Source organism: Pseudomonas sp. MTM4, from assembly GCF_019355055.1.
GTDB lineage: Bacteria > Pseudomonadota > Gammaproteobacteria > Pseudomonadales > Pseudomonadaceae > Stutzerimonas.
In genome coordinates, this window is sequence record NZ_CP048411.1 from 219361 (window position 1) to 240635 (window position 21275).

19 protein-coding genes and 2 pseudogenes are annotated in these 21275 nt (G+C 62.2%); 3 read left to right on the forward strand and 18 right to left on the reverse strand.

Annotation, left to right across the window (positions count from 1 at the left end; genetic code table 11):
• Position 1: 1 nt before the first annotated feature.
• The 7 genes and pseudogenes from trbJ to GYM54_RS01130 all read right to left on the reverse strand — a co-directional run bounded on the left by trbJ (position 2) and on the right by GYM54_RS01130 (position 7205).
• Positions 2-736 (reverse strand): P-type conjugative transfer protein TrbJ, encoded by a 735-nt coding sequence (gene trbJ / locus GYM54_RS01100; protein ID WP_197444637.1) that lies wholly within the window; start codon positions 734-736, stop codon positions 2-4.
• Positions 733-3162: pseudogene (gene trbE / locus GYM54_RS01105) on the reverse strand (conjugal transfer protein TrbE). The gene trbJ and the pseudogene trbE overlap by 4 nt, the downstream one beginning before the upstream one ends.
• A gap of 10 nt (positions 3163-3172) precedes the next feature.
• On the reverse strand, positions 3173-3445 hold the full coding sequence (locus GYM54_RS01110; RefSeq protein ID WP_003116617.1) for a VirB3 family type IV secretion system protein: 273 nt from the start codon (positions 3443-3445) through the stop codon (positions 3173-3175).
• The gene (locus tag GYM54_RS01115; RefSeq protein ID WP_197444638.1) at positions 3442-3783 is read right to left on the reverse strand and encodes a TrbC/VirB2 family protein; all 342 of its coding nucleotides are present in this window, start codon (positions 3781-3783) and stop codon (positions 3442-3444) included. Before GYM54_RS01115 ends, GYM54_RS01110 begins: the two co-directional genes overlap by 4 nt.
• A complete protein-coding gene (trbB, locus tag GYM54_RS01120) occupies positions 3755-4723 on the reverse strand; it encodes a P-type conjugative transfer ATPase TrbB (protein WP_197444783.1) in 969 nt (322 codons plus the stop codon). The genes GYM54_RS01115 and trbB overlap by 29 nt, the downstream gene beginning before the upstream one ends.
• A gap of 59 nt (positions 4724-4782) precedes the next feature.
• On the reverse strand, positions 4783-5217 hold the full coding sequence (locus GYM54_RS01125; protein WP_197444639.1) for a ribbon-helix-helix protein, CopG family: 435 nt from the start codon (positions 5215-5217) through the stop codon (positions 4783-4785).
• On the reverse strand, positions 5214-7205 hold the full coding sequence (locus GYM54_RS01130; protein WP_197444640.1) for a conjugal transfer protein TraG: 1992 nt from the start codon (positions 7203-7205) through the stop codon (positions 5214-5216). Before GYM54_RS01130 ends, GYM54_RS01125 begins: the two co-directional genes overlap by 4 nt.
• Before the next feature lie 341 nt (positions 7206-7546).
• Between GYM54_RS01130 and GYM54_RS01135 the strand changes: the two genes are divergently transcribed.
• Entirely contained in the window at positions 7547-8095 is a 549-nt protein-coding gene (locus GYM54_RS01135) for a 3'-5' exonuclease (protein WP_197444641.1), read from the forward strand.
• Here the strand turns inward: GYM54_RS01135 and GYM54_RS01140 are convergent.
• The 4 genes from GYM54_RS01140 to GYM54_RS01155 form a co-directional block, all read right to left on the reverse strand.
• Positions 8092-8583, reverse strand: coding sequence for a Mov34/MPN/PAD-1 family protein (locus GYM54_RS01140; protein WP_197444642.1), 492 nt, complete (start codon positions 8581-8583; stop codon positions 8092-8094). The two genes, GYM54_RS01135 and GYM54_RS01140, sit on opposite strands and share 4 nt — an antisense overlap.
• Positions 8580-9377 (reverse strand): ThiF family adenylyltransferase, encoded by a 798-nt coding sequence (locus GYM54_RS21675; protein ID WP_231752131.1) that lies wholly within the window; start codon positions 9375-9377, stop codon positions 8580-8582. The genes GYM54_RS01140 and GYM54_RS21675 overlap by 4 nt, the downstream gene beginning before the upstream one ends.
• Before the next feature lie 970 nt (positions 9378-10347).
• A complete protein-coding gene (locus GYM54_RS01150; protein ID WP_197444644.1) occupies positions 10348-11601 on the reverse strand; it encodes a nucleotidyltransferase in 1254 nt (417 codons plus the stop codon).
• Positions 11601-12794, reverse strand: coding sequence for an SAVED domain-containing protein (locus tag GYM54_RS01155; protein WP_197444784.1), 1194 nt, complete (start codon positions 12792-12794; stop codon positions 11601-11603). The genes GYM54_RS01150 and GYM54_RS01155 overlap by 1 nt, the downstream gene beginning before the upstream one ends.
• Positions 12795-12877: 83 nt before the next feature.
• On the opposite strand from GYM54_RS01155, the pseudogene GYM54_RS01160 reads away from it, so the two are divergent.
• Positions 12878-13114 (forward strand): annotated as a pseudogene (locus GYM54_RS01160) (transposase); the annotation flags it as partial.
• 226 nt (positions 13115-13340) lie between these two features.
• Here the strand turns inward: GYM54_RS01160 and GYM54_RS01165 are convergent.
• Positions 13341-14372, reverse strand: a complete 1032-nt coding sequence (locus tag GYM54_RS01165) for a hypothetical protein (protein WP_197444645.1) — start codon at positions 14370-14372, stop codon at positions 13341-13343.
• 164 nt (positions 14373-14536) lie between these two features.
• Here GYM54_RS01165 and GYM54_RS01170 point away from each other — a divergent pair, with 164 nt between their 5' ends.
• Complete coding sequence (locus GYM54_RS01170) at positions 14537-14776, forward strand: hypothetical protein (protein WP_197444646.1); 240 nt, start codon at positions 14537-14539, stop codon at positions 14774-14776.
• A 434-nt stretch (positions 14777-15210) separates the two neighbouring features.
• Here the strand turns inward: GYM54_RS01170 and GYM54_RS01175 are convergent, their stop codons facing one another.
• The 6 genes from GYM54_RS01175 to GYM54_RS01200 all read right to left on the reverse strand — a co-directional run bounded on the left by GYM54_RS01175 (position 15211) and on the right by GYM54_RS01200 (position 21274).
• Positions 15211-15453, reverse strand: coding sequence for a hypothetical protein (locus GYM54_RS01175; RefSeq protein ID WP_231752133.1), 243 nt, complete (start codon positions 15451-15453; stop codon positions 15211-15213).
• A gap of 150 nt (positions 15454-15603) precedes the next feature.
• Positions 15604-16530 carry a LysR family transcriptional regulator gene (locus GYM54_RS01180; RefSeq protein ID WP_197444647.1) on the reverse strand — a complete coding sequence of 309 codons (927 nt, stop codon included), beginning with the start codon at positions 16528-16530 and terminating at the stop codon, positions 15604-15606.
• Between the two features lie 13 nt (positions 16531-16543).
• Positions 16544-17743: an MFS transporter gene (locus tag GYM54_RS01185; RefSeq protein WP_197444648.1), complete on the reverse strand. Its 1200-nt coding sequence runs from the start codon at positions 17741-17743 to the stop codon at positions 16544-16546.
• An 84-nt stretch (positions 17744-17827) separates the two neighbouring features.
• Positions 17828-19681 (reverse strand): asparagine synthase (glutamine-hydrolyzing), encoded by a 1854-nt coding sequence (gene asnB / locus GYM54_RS01190; RefSeq protein WP_197444649.1) that lies wholly within the window; start codon positions 19679-19681, stop codon positions 17828-17830.
• Positions 19682-19703: 22 nt separating this feature from the next.
• A complete protein-coding gene (locus GYM54_RS01195) occupies positions 19704-20774 on the reverse strand; it encodes a Gfo/Idh/MocA family oxidoreductase (protein WP_197444650.1) in 1071 nt (356 codons plus the stop codon).
• Complete coding sequence (locus GYM54_RS01200) at positions 20771-21274, reverse strand: GNAT family N-acetyltransferase (protein ID WP_197444651.1); 504 nt, start codon at positions 21272-21274, stop codon at positions 20771-20773. The genes GYM54_RS01195 and GYM54_RS01200 overlap by 4 nt, the downstream gene beginning before the upstream one ends.
• Between the last annotated feature and the right edge of the window lies 1 nt (position 21275).

The window sequence follows — 21275 nt, forward strand, 5'->3', positions numbered from 1 at the left end:
CCTAGCGATAGAACTGCACGGGGTAGGGGGTGTAGGGCGTGCCGTTGCCCATGAATCGGCGCCGCCGTTCGCGTGCTTCCTCGGCCGCAGCAGACTGACGGGCAAGCTCCAGGGCGACGGCGCGGTTCTGGGTGATCTGCAGTTGCTGCGCCTGGATCGACTGCTTGGCCTGTAGGGCCAGCAACTGGTTGGTGGCCTGGGCAGCCTGCAAGGCGCCACCCGCGGACTGGCTCTGCTGGACCAGAGCGGCCAAGGCGCTTTCATCCTCGGCTAGGTTCTGCGTCACCTGTGCCTGCACGCGCAGCGCCGTATGCAGCCCGTCGAGGCCCTGCTGCCAGCGCTCCCGCGCCTCTTCTGCCAGGCGCTGGCTGCTGACGTCGCCGGTGTACTCGTTCGGGTAGAGTCGGCTGAACTCCTGATCCAGGCGCTGCACTTCGTAGGCCAGCCCTTGCGCCTCGGCGAGCAGCCGCTCGGTATTGGCCAGGCTCGCGCGCAACTGGCTGACCACGTTGTAGTCCAGGCGCTGCAGATGACGGGCCTGGTTCAGCAGCATCTGGGTCTCGTTCTGCAACTGGCGAACCTGGTTGTTCGCCATCTCCAGGGTGCGTACTGCGGTCAAGGTGTTCTGCACCAGGTTGGTCGGATCGATTACGGTGAAGGCGTTGGCCGGCTTCAAGGCCAGCAGACCCAGTACCAGCAACGTTGCGCCGGGAAAACGGTGGGCAGGGGATCTCATGGCAGGCACTCCTTGTGTGATGAGGGATAAGCGGTGAGCAGGTCGGCGGCCCAGTCCAGGCCACGGTGACGCAACCAGACAGGGGCGAAATCGGCGGCGCTGGACGCCTGCAGGATGCGGTCGATCTCACGCTGCTCGGCCGGGCTGGCCGAGGCGGCGAAGGCCAGCGCCACCGGCCCCAGATCGAGGTCGAACAGGCGGTTGCCCAAGCGCGACTGGTAGTAGTAATCACGCTTGGGCGTGGCCTGGGCGACGATCTCGATCTGCCGGTCATTGAGGCCGAAGCTTTGGTAGATGCCTCGGATCTGCGGCTCGCCCGCCTGCGGGTTGGGCAGGAAGATGCGGCTGGCGCAGCTCTCGATGATTGCCGCAGCGATGCTGGAATCCTTGATGTCGGCCAGCGACTGGGTGGCGAAGATGACGCTGACGTTCTTCTTGCGCAGGGTCTTGAGCCACTGGCGGATGCGCGCGGCGAACAGCGGATCGTCGAGAAACAGCCAAGCCTCGTCGAGGATCAGCAGTGTCGGCGCGCCGTCGAAACGTTCCTCGAAGCGAGCGAACAGGTAGCTCAGCACGGCAGCCACCGCCGCCTTGCTGTGCATCAGTTCCTCCATCTCGAAACACTGCACGTCGGCGCTGCCCAGCCGATCCTGATCGGCATCCAGCAATACGCCATGAGCGCCGTCTAGCACATAGGGTTGCAGCGCCTGGCGCAGAGCGTTGTCCTGCAGCAGCACCGAAAAACCGGTCAATGTGCGCTGCACTTCGGGCGCGCCGGCCAGACTGTCCAGCGCCGTCCACAGCGCAGCCTTCTGCCCGGGGCCGACGGCCACGCCTTCCTGCAGCAGGCGAGCCTCCAGCCATTCGGCGGCCCAGGTTCGGTATCCAGGTTGATCAATGCGCGCGAGGGGCTGGAAGGCCAGGTCACCGTCGCTGCCGAGGTCGTAGTGCTCGCCACCCAGGCCCAGCACCGTCGCGCGCAGCGAGCGCCCCATATCGAACAGAAAAAGGCGCGAGCCCGGGTAGCGTCGAAATTGCAGTGCCAGGGTCGCCAGTAGCACCGACTTGCCCATGCCGGTAGGGCCAGCCACCAGGGTGTGGCCGACATCGCCGACGTGGGTGACCAGGCGAAACGGTGTCGCGCCATCGGTGCGGGTGATCACCAACGGCGGGCCATTCAGGTGGTCGTTGCGTGCCGGGCCGGCCCAGACTGCCGAGACCGGCACCAGATGCCCGAGGTTGAGCGTGGAGATCAGCGGCTGGCGGACATTGGCGTAGGCGTTGCCGGGGATCGACGACAACCAGGCCTCCACCGCGTTGAGGCTCTCTGCGATGGTGACAAAACCGCGGCCTTGGATCACCCGCTCGACACGGCGCAGCTTCTCGTCGGCGATCTGGGCATCGGCATCGCTCACCGTCACGGTGGCGGTCACATAGCCAAACGCGACCTGGTCGGCGCCGAGCTCCTGCAACGCCGCGTCGGCGTCGCTGGCCTTGTTCGCGGCGTCGCTGTCGAGCAGCGGGCTTTCCTGCTGGAAGATCGCTTCGCGCAGCAGCGCCAGGACGCCCTTGCGCTTGGCGAACCACTGCCGGCGTAGACGCACCAGTTCCTTCTCGGCCTCGTCCTTGTCCAGGCAGATGAAGCGGGTCGATCAGCGATAGGCGAAGCCCAGGCAGTTGAGATCGTCCAGCACGCCCGGCCAGGTCGCGGTGGGGAAGCCACGTACCGACAGCACGCGCAGATGCTGCTCGCCGAGACGCGGCGCCAGGCCCGTGGTCAGCTGGCTGTCGGCCAGCAGGGCATCGAGATGGAAGGGCACCTCGGGTACAGCCACGCTCTGGCGGTGGACAGATATCGTGCCATGCAGGTAAGTCAGCGTCTGGCTGTCATCGAGCCAGGCGAGTTCCGGCATCACCCCGTCCAGCAGGTCGAAGAAACGATCCGTCTCGGCGACAAAGGCAGCCAGCCGTTCGCGCCAGTCGACGCCGCGATGCGGCCGATGCTCGTAGAGCAGGCCGGCGGCGTGCGAGCGGGACTCCTCCGGCGGTAGGTAGAGCAGCGTCAGATGATAACTGCTCTCGAAGTGGCTTCCGTGCGCGTCGAAGGCGGCGCGACGCTCCTCGTCCACCAGCCAGGACAACGGCTCGGGAAAATCGCTGTCAGGGTAGTCTGCCGCCGCCAGGCGCTCGGCTTCGACAAACAGCGCCCAGCCCGAGCCAAGGCGACGCAGGGCATTGTTCAGGCGTGCCGAGGTCGCCACCAGTTCGCCCTGGGTGGCGCTGTCCAGATCCGGCCCACGAAAGCGCAAGCTGCGTTGGAACGAACCGTCCTTGTTCAGCACCACGCCGGGCGCGACCAGCCCGGCCCAGGGCAGCCAGTCGGCGAGTTGGGCGGGGCGAAGTTGGTATTCGGTGAGATTCAGCATGGCGGCCTCCTCACACATCCAGCAGCGACGGCTGCTTGATATGCCGGGCAAACACCTGCAGGAACTGCGGGTCCAGGCGGGCACCCCAGACCGCCAGCGAGTGGCCGACCAGCCAGAGCGCCAAGCCAGGCAGCCACAGCTGCAGACCCAGGCCGACCACGGCCGCCAGAGTGCCGTTGAGGATCGCCACGTTGCGCGGCGCGCCGCCGAGCAGGATCGGCTCGGCCAGCGATCGGTGCAGTGGCACCTCGAAACCGGGGATGAGTTCGCGCTCGCCGTTCATGCGATCACCGCCCCGCCGGCAAAGCTGAAGAAGCTGAGGAAGAACGACGACGCGGCGAAGGCGATCGACAGGCCGAAGACGATCTGGATCAGCTTGCGAAAGCCGCCGCTGGTGTCGCCGAAGGCCAGCGTCAGGCCGGTGGTAATGATGATGATCACTGCGATGATGCGCGCCACCGGACCCTGTACCGAGTCAAGGATCGATTGCAGCGGTCCTTCCCAGGGCATGCCGGAGCCGGCTGCGAGCACAGGCAGGGAGGAGCCCAGGCAGAGGGCACCGAGCATCAAGGCGCCGATGAGGCGACGACGATTAGCAACGCGGGGATGGCAGGCAGTCATGACTGTTTTCCTGAGTAAGCGAAGGAATGAAAGCGGGGGCGATGGACGTGAGTTGATAGCCGCGCTCGTCATGGCCGGTGACGCGGGCGATCTGCTGGACATAGCGCGTGTGGCCACGCCCGGCGAGAAACACCACCAGGTTGACCGCCTCGGCGATCAGCGCCCGCGGCGCGGTCAGGGCGACTTCCAGAATCAGTTGCTCCAGGCGCAGCAGTGCGCCCAGTGCAGAGCCGGCATGAATAGTGGCGATACCGCCGGGATGGCCGGTGCCCCAGGCCTTGACCAGATCCAGCGCCTCGCCGCCGCGCACTTCGCCGACCACCACGCGATCGGGGCGCAAACGCAGCGTGCTGCGCACCAGATCAGCCATGGAGACCACGCCGGGCTTGGTGCGTAGGGCAACGTGATCGAGGGCCGGGCACTGCAACTCGACCGTGTCCTCAAGCACCAGCACACGGTCACCACTGCCGGCCACCTCGGCCAGCAATGCGTTAGCCAGAGTGGTCTTGCCGCTGCTGGTGCCGCCGGCCACGAGGATGTTCTGTCTCTCGCGTACGGCCGCGCGCAGGTATTCGGCCTGGCTAGCGCTGAGAATGCCGTCGGCCACGTACTGCTGCAGCGGAATGACGCCGGCTGCGCGTTTGCGCAGGGCGAAGGTGGGGCTTGCCACCACTGGCGGCAGTACACCTTCGAAGCGCTCGCCAGTTCCTGGCAACTCGGCGCTCAGCAGAGGCTTGTTGCGGTGTACCTCCTGACCGACATGCGCTGCCACCAGGCGGATGATCCGTTCACCATCGGCAGCTGCCAGCGTGCCCAGATGGGCGCGGCCGGCGGACAGGCGATCCAGCCAAAGCACGCCGTCGGGGTTGAGCATCACCTCGACCACGTCCGGGTCGTCAAGGGCAGCAGCGATCTGCGGGCCCATCGCCGTGCGCAGCATGCGCGTGCGCCGCTCCAGGGACGTTGCCGCAACGCTCAGCACTGGGGAGGAGGCGACAGTCATGGACGCTCTCCCGAGACCTGGGTCTTTGCCTGAACCTCTTCCTGCACGTCCCTGACCAGGCTGCGCCCGCGCTGCAGGTGACGCCCCAGTTGCTCGACGAACTGGCTGAAGCGCAGCTTGCCCTGCGCGCGTGCTGCTTCTTGGTGAGCCTCGGGTACAGGCGTGCTGACCGTGAGGTAGTAGCGCACGTAGAGCGCCACGGTCTCGATGAGGATGTTCTGGTCGCGCTCCAGCCGCTCGAACTGGCGCGACAGTCGATCCAGACGCTTGGCCATGGCCACCTCGCGCTGCTCGCCGGACTCGGGCGATAGCCAGGAGGCCAGTGCCGCAGCGATGATCGAGGACTTCGACACACCCTTGGCGATCGCCAGTTCATTCAGACGCTTGGCGTGCTCGGGTTGGATAAACAGGTTGAGGCGGGCTCGGCTCATAGCGCAATTCCATCGTCAGGGTCGAGGGCGGCCAGCCGCGCCACACGCTGCAGGCGTGGATCCGGCTGGGTGGGGAAGGGCGTGGGAATGTCGTCCTCGTCGAGCAGCAGCAGGTCGCTGGCCAGCACGTCGTGATCCGGCAACTGGGCGACTTCCGCCAACTCGGGCTGAATGTTCGGGCCGCCGCCGTCGACGGTCTCGTCATCGGTCAGGCCAGCCGGCGAAGCGCCGATGGCGGCAGGTACGACCAGGCCGCTCCAGTCATCCGCGCGTGGCGTCGGCGCGTCGGCATAGCGGCCCGGCTGCAAGCGCGGCGCGGGCAGCACCCGGCTCTGGAAGTTGGCGTCGGTGAAGTAGCGCAGCTTCTTCGCGCGGATTGGCGCCAGGCCCGAGAGCATCACCACGGCCTCGTCGCTAGGCAGTTGCATCACCTCGCCTGGAGTCAGCAACGGGCGGGCGGTTTCCTGGCGCGAGACCATCAGATGGCCCAGCCAGGGCGCCAGACGGTGGCCGGCGTAGTTGCGTTGCGCGCGCAACTCGGTTGCGGTACCCAGGGTCTCCGAGACGCGCTTGGCGGTGCGTTCGTCGTTGGTGGCGAAGGTCACTCGCACGTGGCAGTTATCGAGGATCGAGTGGTTCTGGCCGTAGGCCTTGTCGATCTGGTTCAGCGATTGCGAGATCAGGAAGGCGCGAAGCCCATAGCCGGCCATGAAGGCCAGCGCCGTCTCGAAGAAATCCAGCCGCCCCAACGCCGGAAACTCATCGAGCATCAGTAGCAGCTTGTGCCGGCGTTCGATGCCGTCGGAGCCGTCGAGGGACTCGGTCAGGCGCCGGCCGACCTGATTGAGGATCAGGCGGATCAGTGGCTTGGTGCGGCTGATATCCGAGGGAGGCACCACCAGGTAGAGCGATACCGGATGCTCCGCCGAGATCAGGTCGGCGATGCGCCAATCGCAGCGCGAGGTGACCTCGGCCACCGTTGGATCTCGGTATAGGCCAAGGAAGGACATCGCCGTGGACAACACACCCGAGCGCTCGTTGTCGCTCTTGTTCAGCACCTCCCGCGCCGCCGAGGCCACCACCGGATGCGGGGCATCGCCCAGGTGCGGCGTGGTCATCATCCGGTGCAGCGTCAGCTCGAAGGTGCATGCCGGATCGGAGAGGAAGTTGGCGACGCCGCGCAGGGTCTTGTCCTGGCCGGCGTAGAGCACGTGCAGGATGGCGCCGACCAGCAGCGCATGGCTGGTCTTCTCCCAGTGGTTGCGCCGTTCCAGCGCGCCCTCAGGGTCGACCAGGATATCGGCGATGTTCTGTACGTCGCGCACCTCGTGGGCGCCTCTACGCACTTCCAGCAGCGGGTTGTAGGCGGCCGAGGCCAGGTCGGTGGGGTTGAACAGCAGGCAGTGGGAGAAACGCGAACGCCATCCTGCGGTCAGGCTCCAGTTCTCGCCCTTGATGTCGTGGATGACCGCCGAGGCAGGCCAGGAGAGCAGGGTGGGTACCACCAGGCCGACGCCCTTGCCCGAGCGCGTCGGCGCGAAGGTCAACACATGCTCGGGGCCTTCGTGGCGCAGGTACTGCTCGTCGAGCTGGCCGAGGAACACACCCGCCGGTTGGGTCAGGCCGGCCTTGCGCACCTCATCGGCATCGGCCCAGCGCGCCGAGCCGTAGGTGGTGACCCGGCGCGCTTGGCGCGCCCGCCAGATCGCCATGCCGATGCCCACCACCAACGCCAGCAGGCTACTGAAAGCGGCGATGCTACCGCCGACGTTGAAGACTTCCGGCGCATAAGCATCGAAGACGAACCACCACTCGAACAAACGCCAAGGGTGATAGACCGGTATGCCCAGCAACTCGAACCAGGGTGCTCCCAGGCGGGCCTGATAGCCGAGCGCAGCAGCCGTCCACTGCGTGGCACTCCACACCCCGGAAAGGGTAATGGCCAGAACCACCAGCACCTGGCCGTAAAGCACCGTTGTCACTTGCATCCCTGAACCCAGCCTCCGAGACAAAACGTACGGCACGCCGATGTGCCGCGGGCCAGAGGTTCGGTACTGGGAGAGGAGGGGGTCAAAGACCGTTTCGGCGGGTACTAAGACGGGTAGGACAACACAGCAGACAGTGGTGGGTGGCGGACAAGATCAACGGGGTATGGTGTAGATGGCCGGCTGGCGGCCTTTAGACAGGAATCGGCCAGAAGCAGTCATCGAACGCTTGATAAAATTTGAGTGATTCAGGCGCATTACCCACGACGACTACTTCGCCATCGAGTTGATGGGTATTAGCCTTGTTCAACTCCCGGCATACTGTTCGAAATATAGGGAGCAAGATGATGAGCGATGAGCTTTATATTTCCGTCGATGTCGAGACTTCGGGGCCGGTGCCGGGCATCTATAGCCTGCTCTCCATCGGCGCTTGCGTCGTCTCAGAACCCGCTCAGTCAATCTATCTCGAACTTCAGCCTGACGGCCTACAGCACGATCCGGAGGCGGTCGCCGTAACTGGCCTCGACCTCACCAGGCTCGAAAACGAAGGGTTAGCCCCACAGACGGCAATGCTCAAGCTGGAGCAATGGTTGAGCCAGATATGTCCGGCAGATCAGAAAGTCGTTTTCGTGGGACTGAATGCCCCGTTTGACTGGTCGTTCATCAACTACTACTTCCACAAGTATTCTGGGACGAACCCCTTTGGGTTCACCGCACTCGACATGAAGGCGTATTACATGGGGGTTACCGGATGCCGCTGGAGGGAAACTAAATCCTCCCAAATGACCGCTCGTTTCACCCCCCAAAGCGCTCCCAACCATAACGCGTTGGACGACGCACGATTTCAGGGGGAGCTTTTCGCTCTCATGCTGGAAGAGGCACGTAACCGCTAACCTGGCCAACTGCCCCGGATGGCCTCAACATAACACCCATCCCTGAAAGACCAAGCCTTTATGCCTTCGTTGCTGCTGGAGTTGCCCACAATGATTGCTAGCGGGTGCGGCAGCTGTTGGGTGTAGTACGCGGCGAACCTGGAAAAGCTCCCGATATCAGTGGGGGAGATCATAGGAATGCTTTGCGGGTGCGTATGCCAGTACCCCACCAGGCGGAGACCTGTGGCGTTAGCCTGCTCAATTTCCTTTCGACAGCGACGAGCATTCAAATCCAGCCAGGCCCTACCAGCCCGATCATCTTTATGAGGAGGAGTTGCCAAGGCCAGTACCAATCCGGCAGCGCCTGAAGGGTCAACGAAGAGCTGTCCTCCACGCTCTACATCAAAGTTTTTCTGTCTGTAGCTCTCCAGCAGGCTCGCAACCTCCTGCGATACCAACAGAGAAGTGTTTAGCCCGGGCCAGGTCCATTGCCAGGCGATCGCCGTCATTTACTTCTCTCCGATATTTCTGGCCAATCGCGCTCCAGCTGGGCCTGCTGCATTCCGGCAGGTAGCTCAGGCCCGAGATAGCTACCTCCCAGCGTAACCACGTCATCAGGTCGATTGATGCTGCTGACCCAACTCGGGCTACCGATGTTGCCATTCAACGCTCGTAATGCAGCTTGAGAAACCATCGAAGCAATGTTCACCATCCCAAGTGAGCCTCCCGGGATGAAACTCTCCCCGCAGGCGGGAAGGGCGACGACCCCTCCTTCCGGCCACTCGGTGAACTTGTGCTTAAAATCACCGTTGTCTGTGAATAGGCCTCGAGCATCAAATGCACCAGATGGCGCAAGGAGCACATGCCCCACCTGTGTATGAGGTTCACTCCAGGCCTGGAGTAACCCCCAGGAGGTGCCATTTGACTTGGCCCCCCACAGCGCCACCTCCGACTGCCAGTCTGCGGTAGTAACCACTACCAGATCCGCTTTATCAAAAACCTCGGGATTCTTGTACATCACCACTTCGGCGAAGGTGGCGAACGCCGCGACTTCCGTGGTGGGCAGGTCTTTGCGAATTTTTTCCTGAAGCGCTTCGGCCTTGGGGAGACCAAGGTCATCGGCACCGAGCACATGTCTGCCAAGATTTGCCGAGACCAAGTGGTCCGGGTCAATGAGTGTCAGATGACCAACACCCGAACGCGCCAACTGTAGGGCAACGGTGCTACCCAATGAGCCTACCCCAACGCAAACGACGCGAGCTCCTTCTAGCTTCTGCGCCACGCCACTGAGGTCACGGGACAAAATCTCCGTCCTATCCAGCACATCCAGCGTCGTTGCTCGGATCAGAACTGGGGGATGATTGACTGCAACTGCAGGCCGGCGCCGCGCTGATCGCAGGTAAAACCTCGATCCTCGATCCAGCTGTGGGCCGTATGCGCGAACGTTCAGGCAGTAGATTGGGGCGCTGGTATCCCCGGGTAGCTCCAAAGCGATCCAGCGGTTGGGCAGTGAGCCACGCTCATTGAACCAAGCCACCAGCTGCGCTCTGTCATTAGGAGCAAGATGCGGCAAAAGCCATGTGAGCAGTAGCTCAGGGGCGGGAAGACGCAGGTCCGGATAGCTCCGAAGCTTTGCATAGAAACCTGGGGCCTCCGGTGCTCGCATCCTTGGAGATCGGCCAATCGTCCGCCAGCAGTGCCTTTTCAGGGATGCCAGATCCGTGGCGAACCAGACTGTTTCTTGTCCAGATGGTAACGTTTGCCGAGGATCGCTAAGGGCATACAGCTTCGAGGCAGCTTGAGGGCGATCCAAAAGGATAAGGTTCTGTAGAGATAGCCCTTGCTGCCTAGACCAGTACGATGTGATTTCGCGACGAAATTCGGCATCCCGGGTAGCCGCACATGAACCCATCCGGGACAAATTTACGATCTTGCCTAACCGCGCCAGGCTATCCGATACCACATATTCAGGGGTGCCCATCACAGGGCGCTCCTGGAAACCATGCAGGCAGAGTCCGACTTCCATAGCATGAGGCCATAAAAGCCATGGCGAGGGCTCGACTGTAAGCCTCAACCCACTGCGGGGGAAATTCCTCGGAAAGCCGATGCGTAGCCGCCGCTCCGTGCCCGTATAGTCAACTGGCAGAGGAAAGTAGTAGCTCGCAGCTTCACCGGTCCGAGCGACCGCAGGCTGAAGCAGTGCCAGTGCGGCATCTTCGCCAAGAGCACCTCGCAGCGCGGCTATACCACGCTGCAGAGACGTATCCGTCTGATCAACCAAGACGCCCAACTGGCTTCACATCCTCTTGAGAACTCGCAGTCCCGCTCACGCCGCCAAACATGGTGCCCATTAACGTGGCGTTTCGGGTGGTGCCATCAGGCCGGCCAGGCATCGTCCAGTTGGGCGGAATTTCGCTATTCACTGCCGAAATGAAGGTAGGGCCAATGCCGAAGTTTTCATTCACTGCTTTGGCAAACGCTTCTGCGGACTCGAAGCTTTCAAGTCCCAGCGAGACCGATACGCTGGCATTCTCGTGCCACTCCTGGAATGCCCGGCGGTAGCGATGTCCATCGAGCGGCCTATTCCATTTTTCAGCGAAGTTTTCGCCGCTATCTGCCGGGTTGCAAACCTGGCATTCGTTGCCCCGGTACTTAACGTGATCCGGCATCCTTCGCACGATTTCGAGGATGGCATCTAGCGGCCTTAGCGGCGTCGACTGGGACTCTTTCGCCACATCAAGGTAGGCGTGGGTAGCGAGAGTGGTGATAACTGCCGAAATCGGACGATGATCCGTATTTTTGGTGCGGATGGCCCACTCATCCCGATGTCGCTTCAGCAGCTTGATCGTTGCCCGAAGTGGGTCTTGATCGAGATAGTCCTGATACTGCGGCAGCGGATCCTGAGTGGCGGCATCAAAAGCGCGCTGGTTTTTCGCGACAGCCATATGTTCCGCCAAGGAAATGGTTTGCGTTGACGCGACCTGCAACCATTTTGAGTAGGGGATCGGGCTACTCGCCTTCCACCCAGTCTCCCGATCGGGTACCTCCAGCTTACCTTCGCCATTGCCTTGAAAATTCCCATTGATGGCTCGCGCTGGCGTGACATCGATGTGGAATCCAGGGTTTTCGTCAGCATAGATAATCCGGATGCCTCGGCGTAGTTGCTTGATTTCCTCCTGGACACGGCTGCCAGCCTTGAAGCGTTCCTCAATGGCATCCAGAACCTCTCGAACTCCAGCACCCTGGGCATGAGGGAGCCAAATAATGGCGTCCGCGTCGATGGTGTCCAGATCCTCTGGGGCGCCAGAAACGGGTTTGATCGTTGTCTTCAGGCGCATGGAGCCTTGAACAAAAATGTGCGCCTCCGCCAATAGTGGATTGTCGGAAGCGTTGAGGATCTTCTCAAGCTGGGAGTATCGGTCGTTGATCTTCTCGTACTGTGCTTCGGACAGTGAGATCTCCTTCGCAGCGCGGAGCAGAAAGTGCTCCCAGCTTCCGCGCTTGGTCTGTTCATTGCTCATGGACATCAACGAACCTCCTGGGCTTGGTGGCCCAACTGTAGTGTTGGCGTGAACCTGTTTTGGTTGTCCTTATCTCGATCGAAAATCAGGTAAGCGTGTTGGTGTTGCGTAGTAAGCAAGGCCCCGAACTCAATTGCCAAAGCAGCGGGAATCGCCGCGAACACATGGATCGTGTCTGCAGTCATGGCCTCAAGCCGGCTCAAGTGCGTTTGTAGAGCGTCGCGAAACGCGTGTATCACGCGACGGTTCTGAACCATCGCATAGCTGGGCACTGGGATGCTCAGCTCAGCGATACGCGCACCAGGTAGTGCCTCTTCGACATCGCGAGCTGGGACTTGCGCGGAGATAGACAACACCAAAGCCAGCGGGCCTTCTCCATCCGAGGGCGGGGTGAACACAAACTTGGGAGGTTCGGCTGACTGGTCAGGCCAACGTAGCTGGTGTTCGCGGTTGAACGAGAAAAGCAGGCGCTTGGATCGATCTCCTAAGGACTGCCCCAGCATGATCAGCGCTGGGATGTCAGCTACGCCCACTACGGCCAGCGCAGGAGCATCACCATAGGCTCCTCCGCGGCGCTTTAGCTGCTGCTCTAATTCGTGCTGAATGTTGTCCCTAATGCTCTGCCAATAGTGGGCATCCCTGCCACGATGGCTCGGGGCAGGAAAAGTGATCTTGATAGGATGATCGAATGCAGTCAGTCCCTCTGAGGACATTGCCACCAACAGGTCACGGACGGGGATGTCGTTGTTCGTTGCGAAATGCTGGCTTTGAACAATTACTGGAATCGCTCTTCCACCGTCAGGAGTGGTTGCCGCCAGCCGGACTCGCTCCAGGTATGCTTGGTGCAGGCCGCTAAGATCGCTTTCCGGATATCCATCAGCATCCCGATCGATTTTGTCATGGCAACCAGGGCAGAGAAGCATGAGATTGGCTGGGTCGTTGGTAAGCGACGCAGCCTTGGCTTCGTCATGGTCAGATCGACCCCGTGGGCCCTTGGGGCTAGCTGGCAGGATGTGGGCTACCTCGCCCCATTTCATGGGCTTACCTGCACGATAGTCATACATGAGGTCGGTGCCGCACAGCTCACAATGGCCTGCAGCCTGAGTCCACACGACACGCTTTGTCACTTCGTCGGTGTCGTAGCGACCGCTGGCAATATTGGCTTTTCCTTGTTTTTCCACGAATCCTCCTTGAAACATCAGGAACACTGATGCGCGTTAGCTCTTTGATGTCAAGTAAGGTCGATAAATTGGAAATCAAGGAAGGAGGATAAAATAAGTGCGTACCTGAAGGATCGGCCACGGCCAAGGCACTGGATAACAGCTTAAAACGCGGGGTAGCGCAGACGCGCTACCTAGATGATGGTGCTGTGCCCATCGACAAGAATGCGGTCGAGAACCAGATCCGGCCGTGGGCGCTTGGGCGTTCGAACTAGCTCTTCGCAGGGTCACTGCGCAGCGGCAAGCGGGCGGCGGCAATCATGAGCCTGATCCAGTCGGCACGGATGAATGGGCATGACCTCTCTCGCGGCATCTATCAATGCTTCAAATACCGCGCGGTTTGCATCGCCTGGCAAAGAGCGCTCGATGCTCATGCTGTGCTTGTGATCCAAGAGATCTCCCCACTCAACTCGCTGAGCTGGCAGAACGCCTCTCGGTTGACGTAAGGGTCGTGCCCGAGACTTAAACCCGGGGCGATTCAATCGGCCAGAAGCAGTAGTGCTAAACCTCTCCGCCAATTCTCCATTACGCCTCTCTCAGCCAGGACAACAACCCCAGGTGATAACCATCGCAACGCTTGCGAGCCAACGAATAGGCGTACTCGACCTTCTCGTACGTCACTTCAGGCTCCACAGCCTCGAGATCCTTCATTGTCTTCTCAATCGCATCATGGTGTGACTTACAGACAGCGCGATTGGCAAGACAGCTTAGACCTCGAAGCATCATCTCAATGGCCTTTGGCCCTGTTGCCAATACAAGGTCTTTCGTCGGTGGAAGAAGCCAGCTGAAGTCCATCTCTTCCCGGCGTCCTTCAGAAGGAACTCGCCCCTCAATCAGGTCGGTCCAGTCCTTTTCCAACTTGATGGAGTTCATACGACGCGCCAGTTCGAAACGTAGGGTATTGAGTGGTGGCATCGGAGCATTACGGTCAAGCACGATTACCAGAGCATCCTGAACTGGCCAATCGTCGATCATCACCGCGGTTTGCTGGGTATCAATAATGGTGAAAGGAGGTGCCCCCCCCAATCGGATGGGTACCCTCGCGGGGCAGATCGGCGCTGTTTTGATGACCTTCATTTCCGGACAATTGGCATCCTGAAGAGGCTTGCTGACTGTCCCTATGGTTCCTTCCCACTTGGACTCCTTGCGCACGTCATCATCAGTGATGAAGTACCACCAGTCCGCCAGCTCAATCATCGAATTTACGTGTGAGAAGTCTGCCAATCGAAACCCACGTGAGAGTCTGAGAGACTGGCCGACGTCAGAGATCCTTTTTCCGAAAATCTCCAGGGCATTATTGACGGACCCGCAGTGAAATTCGATGTGATCAACGCCACTCAGGTTGACCTGCAGCTCGATATCAACCTCCCTTTCAACTGCGTCAAAAACGATATCGGGTCCGTTTTCCAGCACCTCCATATCTGAATCAGGATTGTTCTCGAAGAAGAGCTGTAGCTCCTCGCGGAGCAAGCAGAGCTCAGCAAACTCTTCTGGCTCCTCTCGCCTGGCCTTTTGTTGAGCAATCTCAAGCAGGAAGATCCGCTCTAGCTGGTCCATGACGAAGAGTTCGGAAGGCTTATGGTTCGGACTAGGCATGAGCTGGCTGCCCTGAAAATCGGGTTTCCCATTTTGGGGTGGTGGCCGAATGTGCCGGATTTGTATCGTCTTCTCAACCGGGGCAATTACGCGACCGGTACAGGAACACGACTAAGAGGCGATCCATGGCAATCCATTCCCCGTTCTACCGCGAGCTGAATCTGGCGCGCGTACAAACCCTGCTCAAACGCAACTACAGCTATGACACGATTGTCCGGGTGGTCCGCGACGAGACTGGGGTAAGCATGACCCCAACCAAGCTTCGTCACTACGTTGAGGTAAACGAGCTTGCCTCAAAACAGATGCTGTTGAGCAGCAAGGCGATGCAATCTCTGGAGGTGCAAGGCGATCCTCAGATATCTTGAGAGGAGTGCCCCTCGGGCGGTGTTCGCTAGAGAGTACCTTGGGTCTTTGGAGGGGCGATATCCCGGTCGCACGTCATGGGCTGTCAAAGCCGTTGACGTTGGTCGCACCGGGAACCGCTACAGCAAAGGCCGCACACTAGCGATGTGCAGGACCTACTTCGGTCTCTTTCGCCCGTCCCCAGCCCCAGTCCCCGAATACAAGAACTTCGACCCGCAATGCCCGCTTCTGGCCGAAAACTGCCGGCCGCTACGGAGAATGGCCTTGGTTTAACATTCGTACCGCCTTCAGAGCCAGAGCCGTGTAGCTTTCCAGCATTACTACCTGTGGAAGAGTTATGGCCAGTGCGGAAACTCTGAATTTCCTATCTATGCCCGCTCGCGTATGAGCATCTGGATGCCTGCTCAAAATACGGATCAGAACGGTAATCTGGTGGTTAGGCTTTGAACGGTTCTGTTCCCGGTTTTTGAGGGTCGCAGGCTTGGCTTGAATGGCCTGGACAAACACATCCTGGGACATCTGCAGCTTTTCGTGCAGTGTGACGATTGCGCAACTTTTTCGCGGGTTCGATTGGCTTGTATTCGACCCTGTGGTTACGCAGCGTACGCTTGCCTTCACGTGCTGCGGCCAGATCGTCGAACCCCTCGATCAGCTCAGAAAAAATATCGCGTTTGGTCATGGCTTTCTTGGTTCTCAAGGAGCGCTTTCACTGCCTGCGCTGGTCGTTGCTCAGGTCATCAAGTTCGTCTTTGCCATACAGGTTGAAGACCCATGGTTGCGGACTGCGGTGCTGCCGCTCAGACGTTCTTCTGAGGGGGCTGCGAGGCGATCAAGCGATCTCCTTCTGTGATGCGTGATCTGCCAGCGGCTCCTGGCTTTCCGCGGGGCTTACCCGCTCGATAAACCGTGCCAGTTGCTCGGCCGGCTCGCCTTCGCGCCGTATCAGGTAAGTGGTCAACATGGTTGTGCAGCCGGCCAGCGGCCGGGCCACGACGTCCGGGTTGTTGAGTTCGTTGATGCGCGCCAGGCTGGAAAAGCCGAGCCCGTATCCTGCCGACACCAGCGCCATCATCAGGTCCAGGGTGGGAACGCGGTCAGCGATGGTCAGTCGCGTATCGACGGCGCCCAGCACCCGCTGCAGCTGTTGCCAGAAACCTTCGCAAACTTGTGGATCGCAAAGGACCAACGGGTAGCGTACGACCTCTTCAAGCGGCACACACCGGTAGCGCAGCAGCGGGTGGCGGGCAGGCACCGCCACAACCAGTGCATCGAACCAGACCGGCTCGGCCACCAGCCCATCGCCAACCTCGTCGGACTGTGCGAGCCCGATGTCGAACAGGTCGTCGTTCAGGCCCCTGACCTGCTCGCTGAAGGTGACCTCCGACAGGCAGATCTCGACCTCCGGCTCCTCTTCGCGGCACTGGGCGAGCAGGGCGGCCAGACGTGCCTGGGGTATGCCGTCGGATAGCGCTACGCGGATGCGCCCGCGGTAGCCGGCCGCCGCGCTCTTGACGCTGGCCTTGGCCTGGTCGACCACGGTGAGCACCCGGCGGGCTTCTTCCAGGAGCACCTTGCCGGCCCAGGTCAGGCGCGTGCGCCGTGTGGTGCGCTCGAACAGTTGCACGCCCAGGCGGTACTCCAGTTCCTTGATGATCCGCGACAAGGGCGACTGCTCGATATGCAGGCGCGCGGCGGCGCGGGCAAAATGCAGTTCTTCTGCAACGGCGATGAAACAGCGAAGGTGGCGCAGTTCCACGGCCTTTCCTCCGTCAGTTGTAAGTTTCGCCTTGCACGTCGCCGTTCAAGCTTGGTTGGCGACGCAGGGTGATGATCTGCAGCAGCGCGCCCAGTGCGGCGACGCCACCAGCACTGGCGGCCAGGGTCCAGGTGGGCATCTGCAACAGCAGCACGAAGCCGCCGGCTGCGGCGCCGATGGCGCTGCCCAGGTAGAGCGCCGACTCGTTCAGGGCGATGGCCAGGTTGCCGTCACCCTGGGCCTGGCGCGCCAGTATCAGTTCGTTGTTCTGCGGTACCTGCAGCGCCCAGCCGACGGCGCCCCACAGGGCGATGGGCAGCATCACCAGCCAGGTGTTGAGGGCTGCCGCCAGCGGCAGCACGAACAGCGACACGGCGAGGATCAGCATGATGGCGAAGGTCAGCACCGGGCCCCTGATGCGGTCCACCAGCGGGCCGACCAGGAAGCTGCCCAGCACGCCGCCGATGCCCCAGACCCACAGGTAGGGTGTGACCGAGCGCACCGCACCATAGGCCGGGTCAGCCAGCAGCGGGGCGATGAAGGTGTACATGCCCAGGCTGGCGATGGCGGCCAGCAGCGACACCAGCAGGATGACCAGCACATGGCTGTCGCCGAGGATCGCCAGCTTCTCGCCCAGCGTGGTCGCAGTGGCTGCCGGCAGGGAAGGGAGCTTCAGCAGCAGGCCGAAGAAGGCCACCAGACCGAGCAGGGTGACCAGCCACAGGGCAGCTTGCCAGCCCAGCTGTTCAGCAATCAGCAGGCTGAGCGGAACGCCAAGCACCACGCCGCTGGCCATGCCGCCCATGATGATGGCGATGGCCTTGCCACGGCGCTCGGGGATGGACACGGCGGCCGAGGCGCCAATACCCATGGCCAGGTAGACGCCGGCGCCGATACCGGCGATGGCCCGCCAGGCCATCAGCGCGGTGAAGCTCTCGGCCAGCGCGCTGGCAGCGTTGGCGATGACGAACAGGCCCAGGGCCAGCAGCAAGCCGGCGCGCTGACGGTGCGCTGGGGTCAGGGCGACGAAGATTGGCGAACCCAGGCCGTAGGCCAGGGTGAAGGCGGTAACCAGCTGCGCGGCCACCGCGACGGAGACCGCGAACGAGGCCTCGATCATCGGGATCAGCCCGGCGGTGACATAGGAGGCCATGCCGAGGGCAAAGGCACCCAGCGCTATGAGGTAGATGGGTGATTGGTTGGGAGTGTGCATGCTCGGACTCGCTTGCGTTGCAGGAACGTGTAGGTGGTACAGCGGAGGGATGCGGCCCCGCACCGGGGCCACATCCGGTTGGGGCTAGAGTTCGAGGCTGACGTCGTACTCGTTCAGCCAGGTGTTGAGGCCGACCGCCAGTTCCATGCCCATGCGCTCGTACATGGGCGAGACACTGCCGAGCGGTTTGGCCAGGGTTTGCTGGATACGGGCGCTGTCGAGCAGCGGCGTGACCGGCGCGTTGCGATCCGCCTGGATGGCAGCCAGGGCGTCACGCAGCGCTTGCTCGTAGGCCGGATCCTGGGTCGAGGGGTAGGGGCTCTTGACCCGCGCGCTGATCGACTCCGGCAGCAGGTCGCGGGTCGCCGCGCGCAAGATGCTTTTCTCTCGCCCGTCGAAGGCCTTCAACGCCCAGGGGATGTTGAAGGCGTACTCGACCAGGCGGTGGTCGCAGAAGGGCACACGCACTTCGAGGCCGACGGCCATGCTCATGCGATCCTTGCGGTCGAGCAGGGTCTGCACAAAGCGGGTCAGGTTGACGTAGCTCATCTGCCGCATGCGTTGGTCGACCGCGCTTTCGCCGGGCAGTACCGGCGCTTCGGCTATGGCCTGGGTGTAGCTGTCGCGCAGAAAACTGTGCATGTCGAGCTGGGCCAGCAGGCCCGGGTCAAACAGGGTCTTGCCGTCGAAGTACTTGCCGGTGACCGAGGCCAGCCAGGGGAAGGTGTCGGCCTGGATCGCCTCCGGGTCGTGGAACCAGCGGTAGCCGCCGAACACCTCATCCGCGCTCTCGCCGGACAGTGCCACCGTCGAGTGCTTGCGCACCTCCTGGAACAGCCGGTAGAGCGACGGCCACATGTCGCCCCAGAAAGCTGGTGGCAGATCCAAAGCGCGGACGATCTGCGCACGCAGCGCTGGATCGGCCAGCTCGCGACTGTCGAGGACGATTTCCTGATGGCTGGAGTGAATCATCTCCACCAGGTCGCGCACGAAGGGCGCATCCGGGGTGCCGCGCACGGCGTCGCCGGTGAAGGCGCTGCCATGATCGACGAAGTCGACAGAGAAGGAGCGGATGTTCTCCTTGCCGGCAGCCAGCAGCTTCTTCGACGCCAGAGCGGTGATGATCGAGGAATCCAGCCCGCCGGAAAGCAGGCTGCACAACGGTACGTCGGCGACGATCTGGCGGTCGACGATGTCCTCCAGCAGGTCGCGGGTATGGCGGATGGTCTCGTCCAGCGTATGTTCGTGCTCGCGCGCCTCCAACTTCCAGTAGTGGCGGCGGCCCAGGCCCTGGCGGTTGATACGCACGATCTCACCTGGCATCACCTCGCGCATGCCGTCGAACACGGCATGGCCCGGTGTCTTAACCATCTCCAGGATCTCGCGCAGGCCATCGGCACGCACCTTGCGCGGTACCAGCGGGTTGGCCAGCAGGGCCTTGGGCTCGGAGCCGAACACTACGCCGTCGGAGGTGGGGAAGTAGTACAGCGGCTTGACGCCCATGCGGTCGCGGATCAGCAGCAGCTCCTGTGAGCGCAGATCCCAGATGGCAAAGGCATACATGCCATTGAGCTGCTCGACGAAGGCCTCGCCCCATTCGACATAGGCGCGCAGTACCACCTCGGTGTCGCTGCGGGTTTTGAACTCATGACCGAGTCGCTGCAGTTCGGTGCGCAGCTCGCGGAAGTTGTAGACCTCGCCGCTGTAAGTGATCGCGGCGATCTCGCGCGGGCCGCCGTGCATCGACGTCATCGGTTGGCGGCCGCCCTCCAGATCGATGATCGACAGGCGCCGATGGCCCAGGCCGACCGGCCCGTCGATCCACAGTCCGCCGGCATCCGGCCCGCGCAGGGCCATGGTGTCGGTCATGCGCTGCAAGGTGTCGCGTTGCGTTTCCAGGTTCTGGCTGTAGGACAGCCATCCAGCGATTCCGCACATAGTCGTTCTCCTTGTGATTGGGTTAACCGAGGCTTTCCAGGTCGCTGTCCTCGGCCAGCAGCAGGCGCGTCTCGCCATGGACGTAGCGCGCCGGTGCTGGGGTTTGGGCATGGATTTCCATGTCGTTGAGCAGGCGCTGCAGCGCCGCGGCGGTGTCGAGGCCGGCGAAGGGCTGGCGGGGTGGCTCCTTGAGCGCCACGGCGCGCACTACCTGTCGGCACAGCCGCGAGAGCTTGTGCAGGGTGTCCAGGCCTGGCTCGTCGGGAGCTGTGGCGAACTCGTGCAGCAACTCCTCGGCGCCGTTGGCGCTGCGCGTCCAGATCCGCAACTGGTCGTGATCCCAGCGCGGCGTATCGAATACCAGGCGCGCATGGATCAGTCGGGCATCGCGGTCGACGAAGCTGAAATCCACGGTTCGCTGACGCACGATGTTGACGAAGCTGGCGTAACCGGTGACCCGTACTTCGCCCAGGGCGGCGGTGAGTTGCACGGTGTCGAGTACCTCTGCGCCGGAGATCGAGAAGTCCGAGCGCACACCGAGCACACCATCGAGCTTGAGCTGGCCAGCGCGCGGGCAGATCCAGCCGACCAGATCCAGGGCATGGATTACCTCGCTGGTCACGCCGCAGGTGGGGCGATAGTCGTTGATGCGGTCCTTGCCCCAGTGGAAGCTGGCCCGAACCAGCTGCCAGTCATGGCGCTCGACCCAATCGCGCAACTGCTGGGTTGCGTCCGAATAGCGCTCTACCAAATCCAGGGCAAAGCCGCCGACCTGCTCCAGGGCGGCGAGCAACTCGTCCATGTCGTCACCTGGCGTGGCCAGCGGCTTCTCGCAGAGCACGAAGCCCCGATAGCCGGACAGCTGCTTGAGCACGGGCGCATGGCTGTGGTCGTTGACGCTGACCACCACGATGTCCGGCGCGAAGGCATCCAGTGCGCGGGTGACGCTGTCGAAGTAGGGCAGCTCGTTCGCCTTCTGCCGGCGCCCGACATAGGCCAGCGACAGCGGCAGGCCGGTGCTCGTGGCGATATGCTCGAAGGCGCGGCGGTAGCGGTTGCCGGCATAGCCCAGACCAATGATCAGGATCTTCATGCCGAGGCCTCCTGACGGATCATCAGGCGCTCGTCGCTGACGGCGAAGCCCAGGGTCTGGTAGAGCGTGCCGGCCGCCTCGGTGCTCTGCAGTACCACGCAGCCGACGTCGTGGTTGGCGAACCAGCGCATTAGGTGCTGCATAAGTTGCCGGGCGATGCCGCGGCCTCGCCACTGTGGTTCAACCACCACCGATTGCACCCAGCCGGACAGGCCGTTGAGGCAGCTCGGCGCCGGTGCACGCTGGTCGATAATGGCGGTCGCACAGCCAAGCACCTGGCCGGTCTCCTTGTGCTCGGCGGCCAGGATCTGCACGCACTCACTGTCGTTCAAGCGGCTGCTCAGCCAGGCGCGGTAGGCCGTTCGCCAGCGTGCCGTGTCTTCCGGCGTCTTGCTCGAGTAGCTGGCTGCGGTGCCATCCAGCAGGTACGCGCGCAGCTCCACCAGACTGGCCAGGTCGGCCTGGGTCGCGGGGCGCACGATGAGGAAGGACTGTTCCATC

What these genes read in the sequence shown, in the direction of transcription:
- trbJ (WP_197444637.1), bottom strand. Translation starts at nt 736, where the DNA reads ATGAGATCCCCTGCCCACCGTTTTCCCGGCGCAACGTTGCTGGTACTG.
- GYM54_RS01110 (WP_003116617.1), bottom strand. Translation starts at nt 3,445, where the DNA reads ATGAACGGCGAGCGCGAACTCATCCCCGGTTTCGAGGTGCCACTGCAC.
- GYM54_RS01115 (WP_197444638.1), bottom strand. Translation starts at nt 3,783, where the DNA reads ATGACTGCCTGCCATCCCCGCGTTGCTAATCGTCGTCGCCTCATCGGC.
- trbB (WP_197444783.1), bottom strand. Translation starts at nt 4,723, where the DNA reads ATGCTGCGCACGGCGATGGGCCCGCAGATCGCTGCTGCCCTTGACGAC.
- GYM54_RS01125 (WP_197444639.1), bottom strand. Translation starts at nt 5,217, where the DNA reads ATGAGCCGAGCCCGCCTCAACCTGTTTATCCAACCCGAGCACGCCAAG.
- GYM54_RS01130 (WP_197444640.1), bottom strand. Translation starts at nt 7,205, where the DNA reads ATGCAAGTGACAACGGTGCTTTACGGCCAGGTGCTGGTGGTTCTGGCC.
- GYM54_RS01135 (WP_197444641.1), top strand. Translation starts at nt 7,547, where the DNA reads ATGATGAGCGATGAGCTTTATATTTCCGTCGATGTCGAGACTTCGGGG.
- GYM54_RS01140 (WP_197444642.1), bottom strand. Translation starts at nt 8,583, where the DNA reads ATGACGGCGATCGCCTGGCAATGGACCTGGCCCGGGCTAAACACTTCT.
- GYM54_RS01150 (WP_197444644.1), bottom strand. Translation starts at nt 11,601, where the DNA reads ATGTCCATGAGCAATGAACAGACCAAGCGCGGAAGCTGGGAGCACTTT.
- GYM54_RS01155 (WP_197444784.1), bottom strand. Translation starts at nt 12,794, where the DNA reads ATGTTTCAAGGAGGATTCGTGGAAAAACAAGGAAAAGCCAATATTGCC.
- GYM54_RS01165 (WP_197444645.1), bottom strand. Translation starts at nt 14,372, where the DNA reads ATGGACCAGCTAGAGCGGATCTTCCTGCTTGAGATTGCTCAACAAAAG.
- GYM54_RS01170 (WP_197444646.1), top strand. Translation starts at nt 14,537, where the DNA reads ATGGCAATCCATTCCCCGTTCTACCGCGAGCTGAATCTGGCGCGCGTA.
- GYM54_RS01175 (WP_231752133.1), bottom strand. Translation starts at nt 15,453, where the DNA reads ATGACCAAACGCGATATTTTTTCTGAGCTGATCGAGGGGTTCGACGAT.
- GYM54_RS01185 (WP_197444648.1), bottom strand. Translation starts at nt 17,743, where the DNA reads ATGCACACTCCCAACCAATCACCCATCTACCTCATAGCGCTGGGTGCC.
- asnB (WP_197444649.1), bottom strand. Translation starts at nt 19,681, where the DNA reads ATGTGCGGAATCGCTGGATGGCTGTCCTACAGCCAGAACCTGGAAACG.
- GYM54_RS01195 (WP_197444650.1), bottom strand. Translation starts at nt 20,774, where the DNA reads ATGAAGATCCTGATCATTGGTCTGGGCTATGCCGGCAACCGCTACCGC.
- GYM54_RS01200 (WP_197444651.1), bottom strand. Translation starts at nt 21,274, where the DNA reads ATGGAACAGTCCTTCCTCATCGTGCGCCCCGCGACCCAGGCCGACCTG.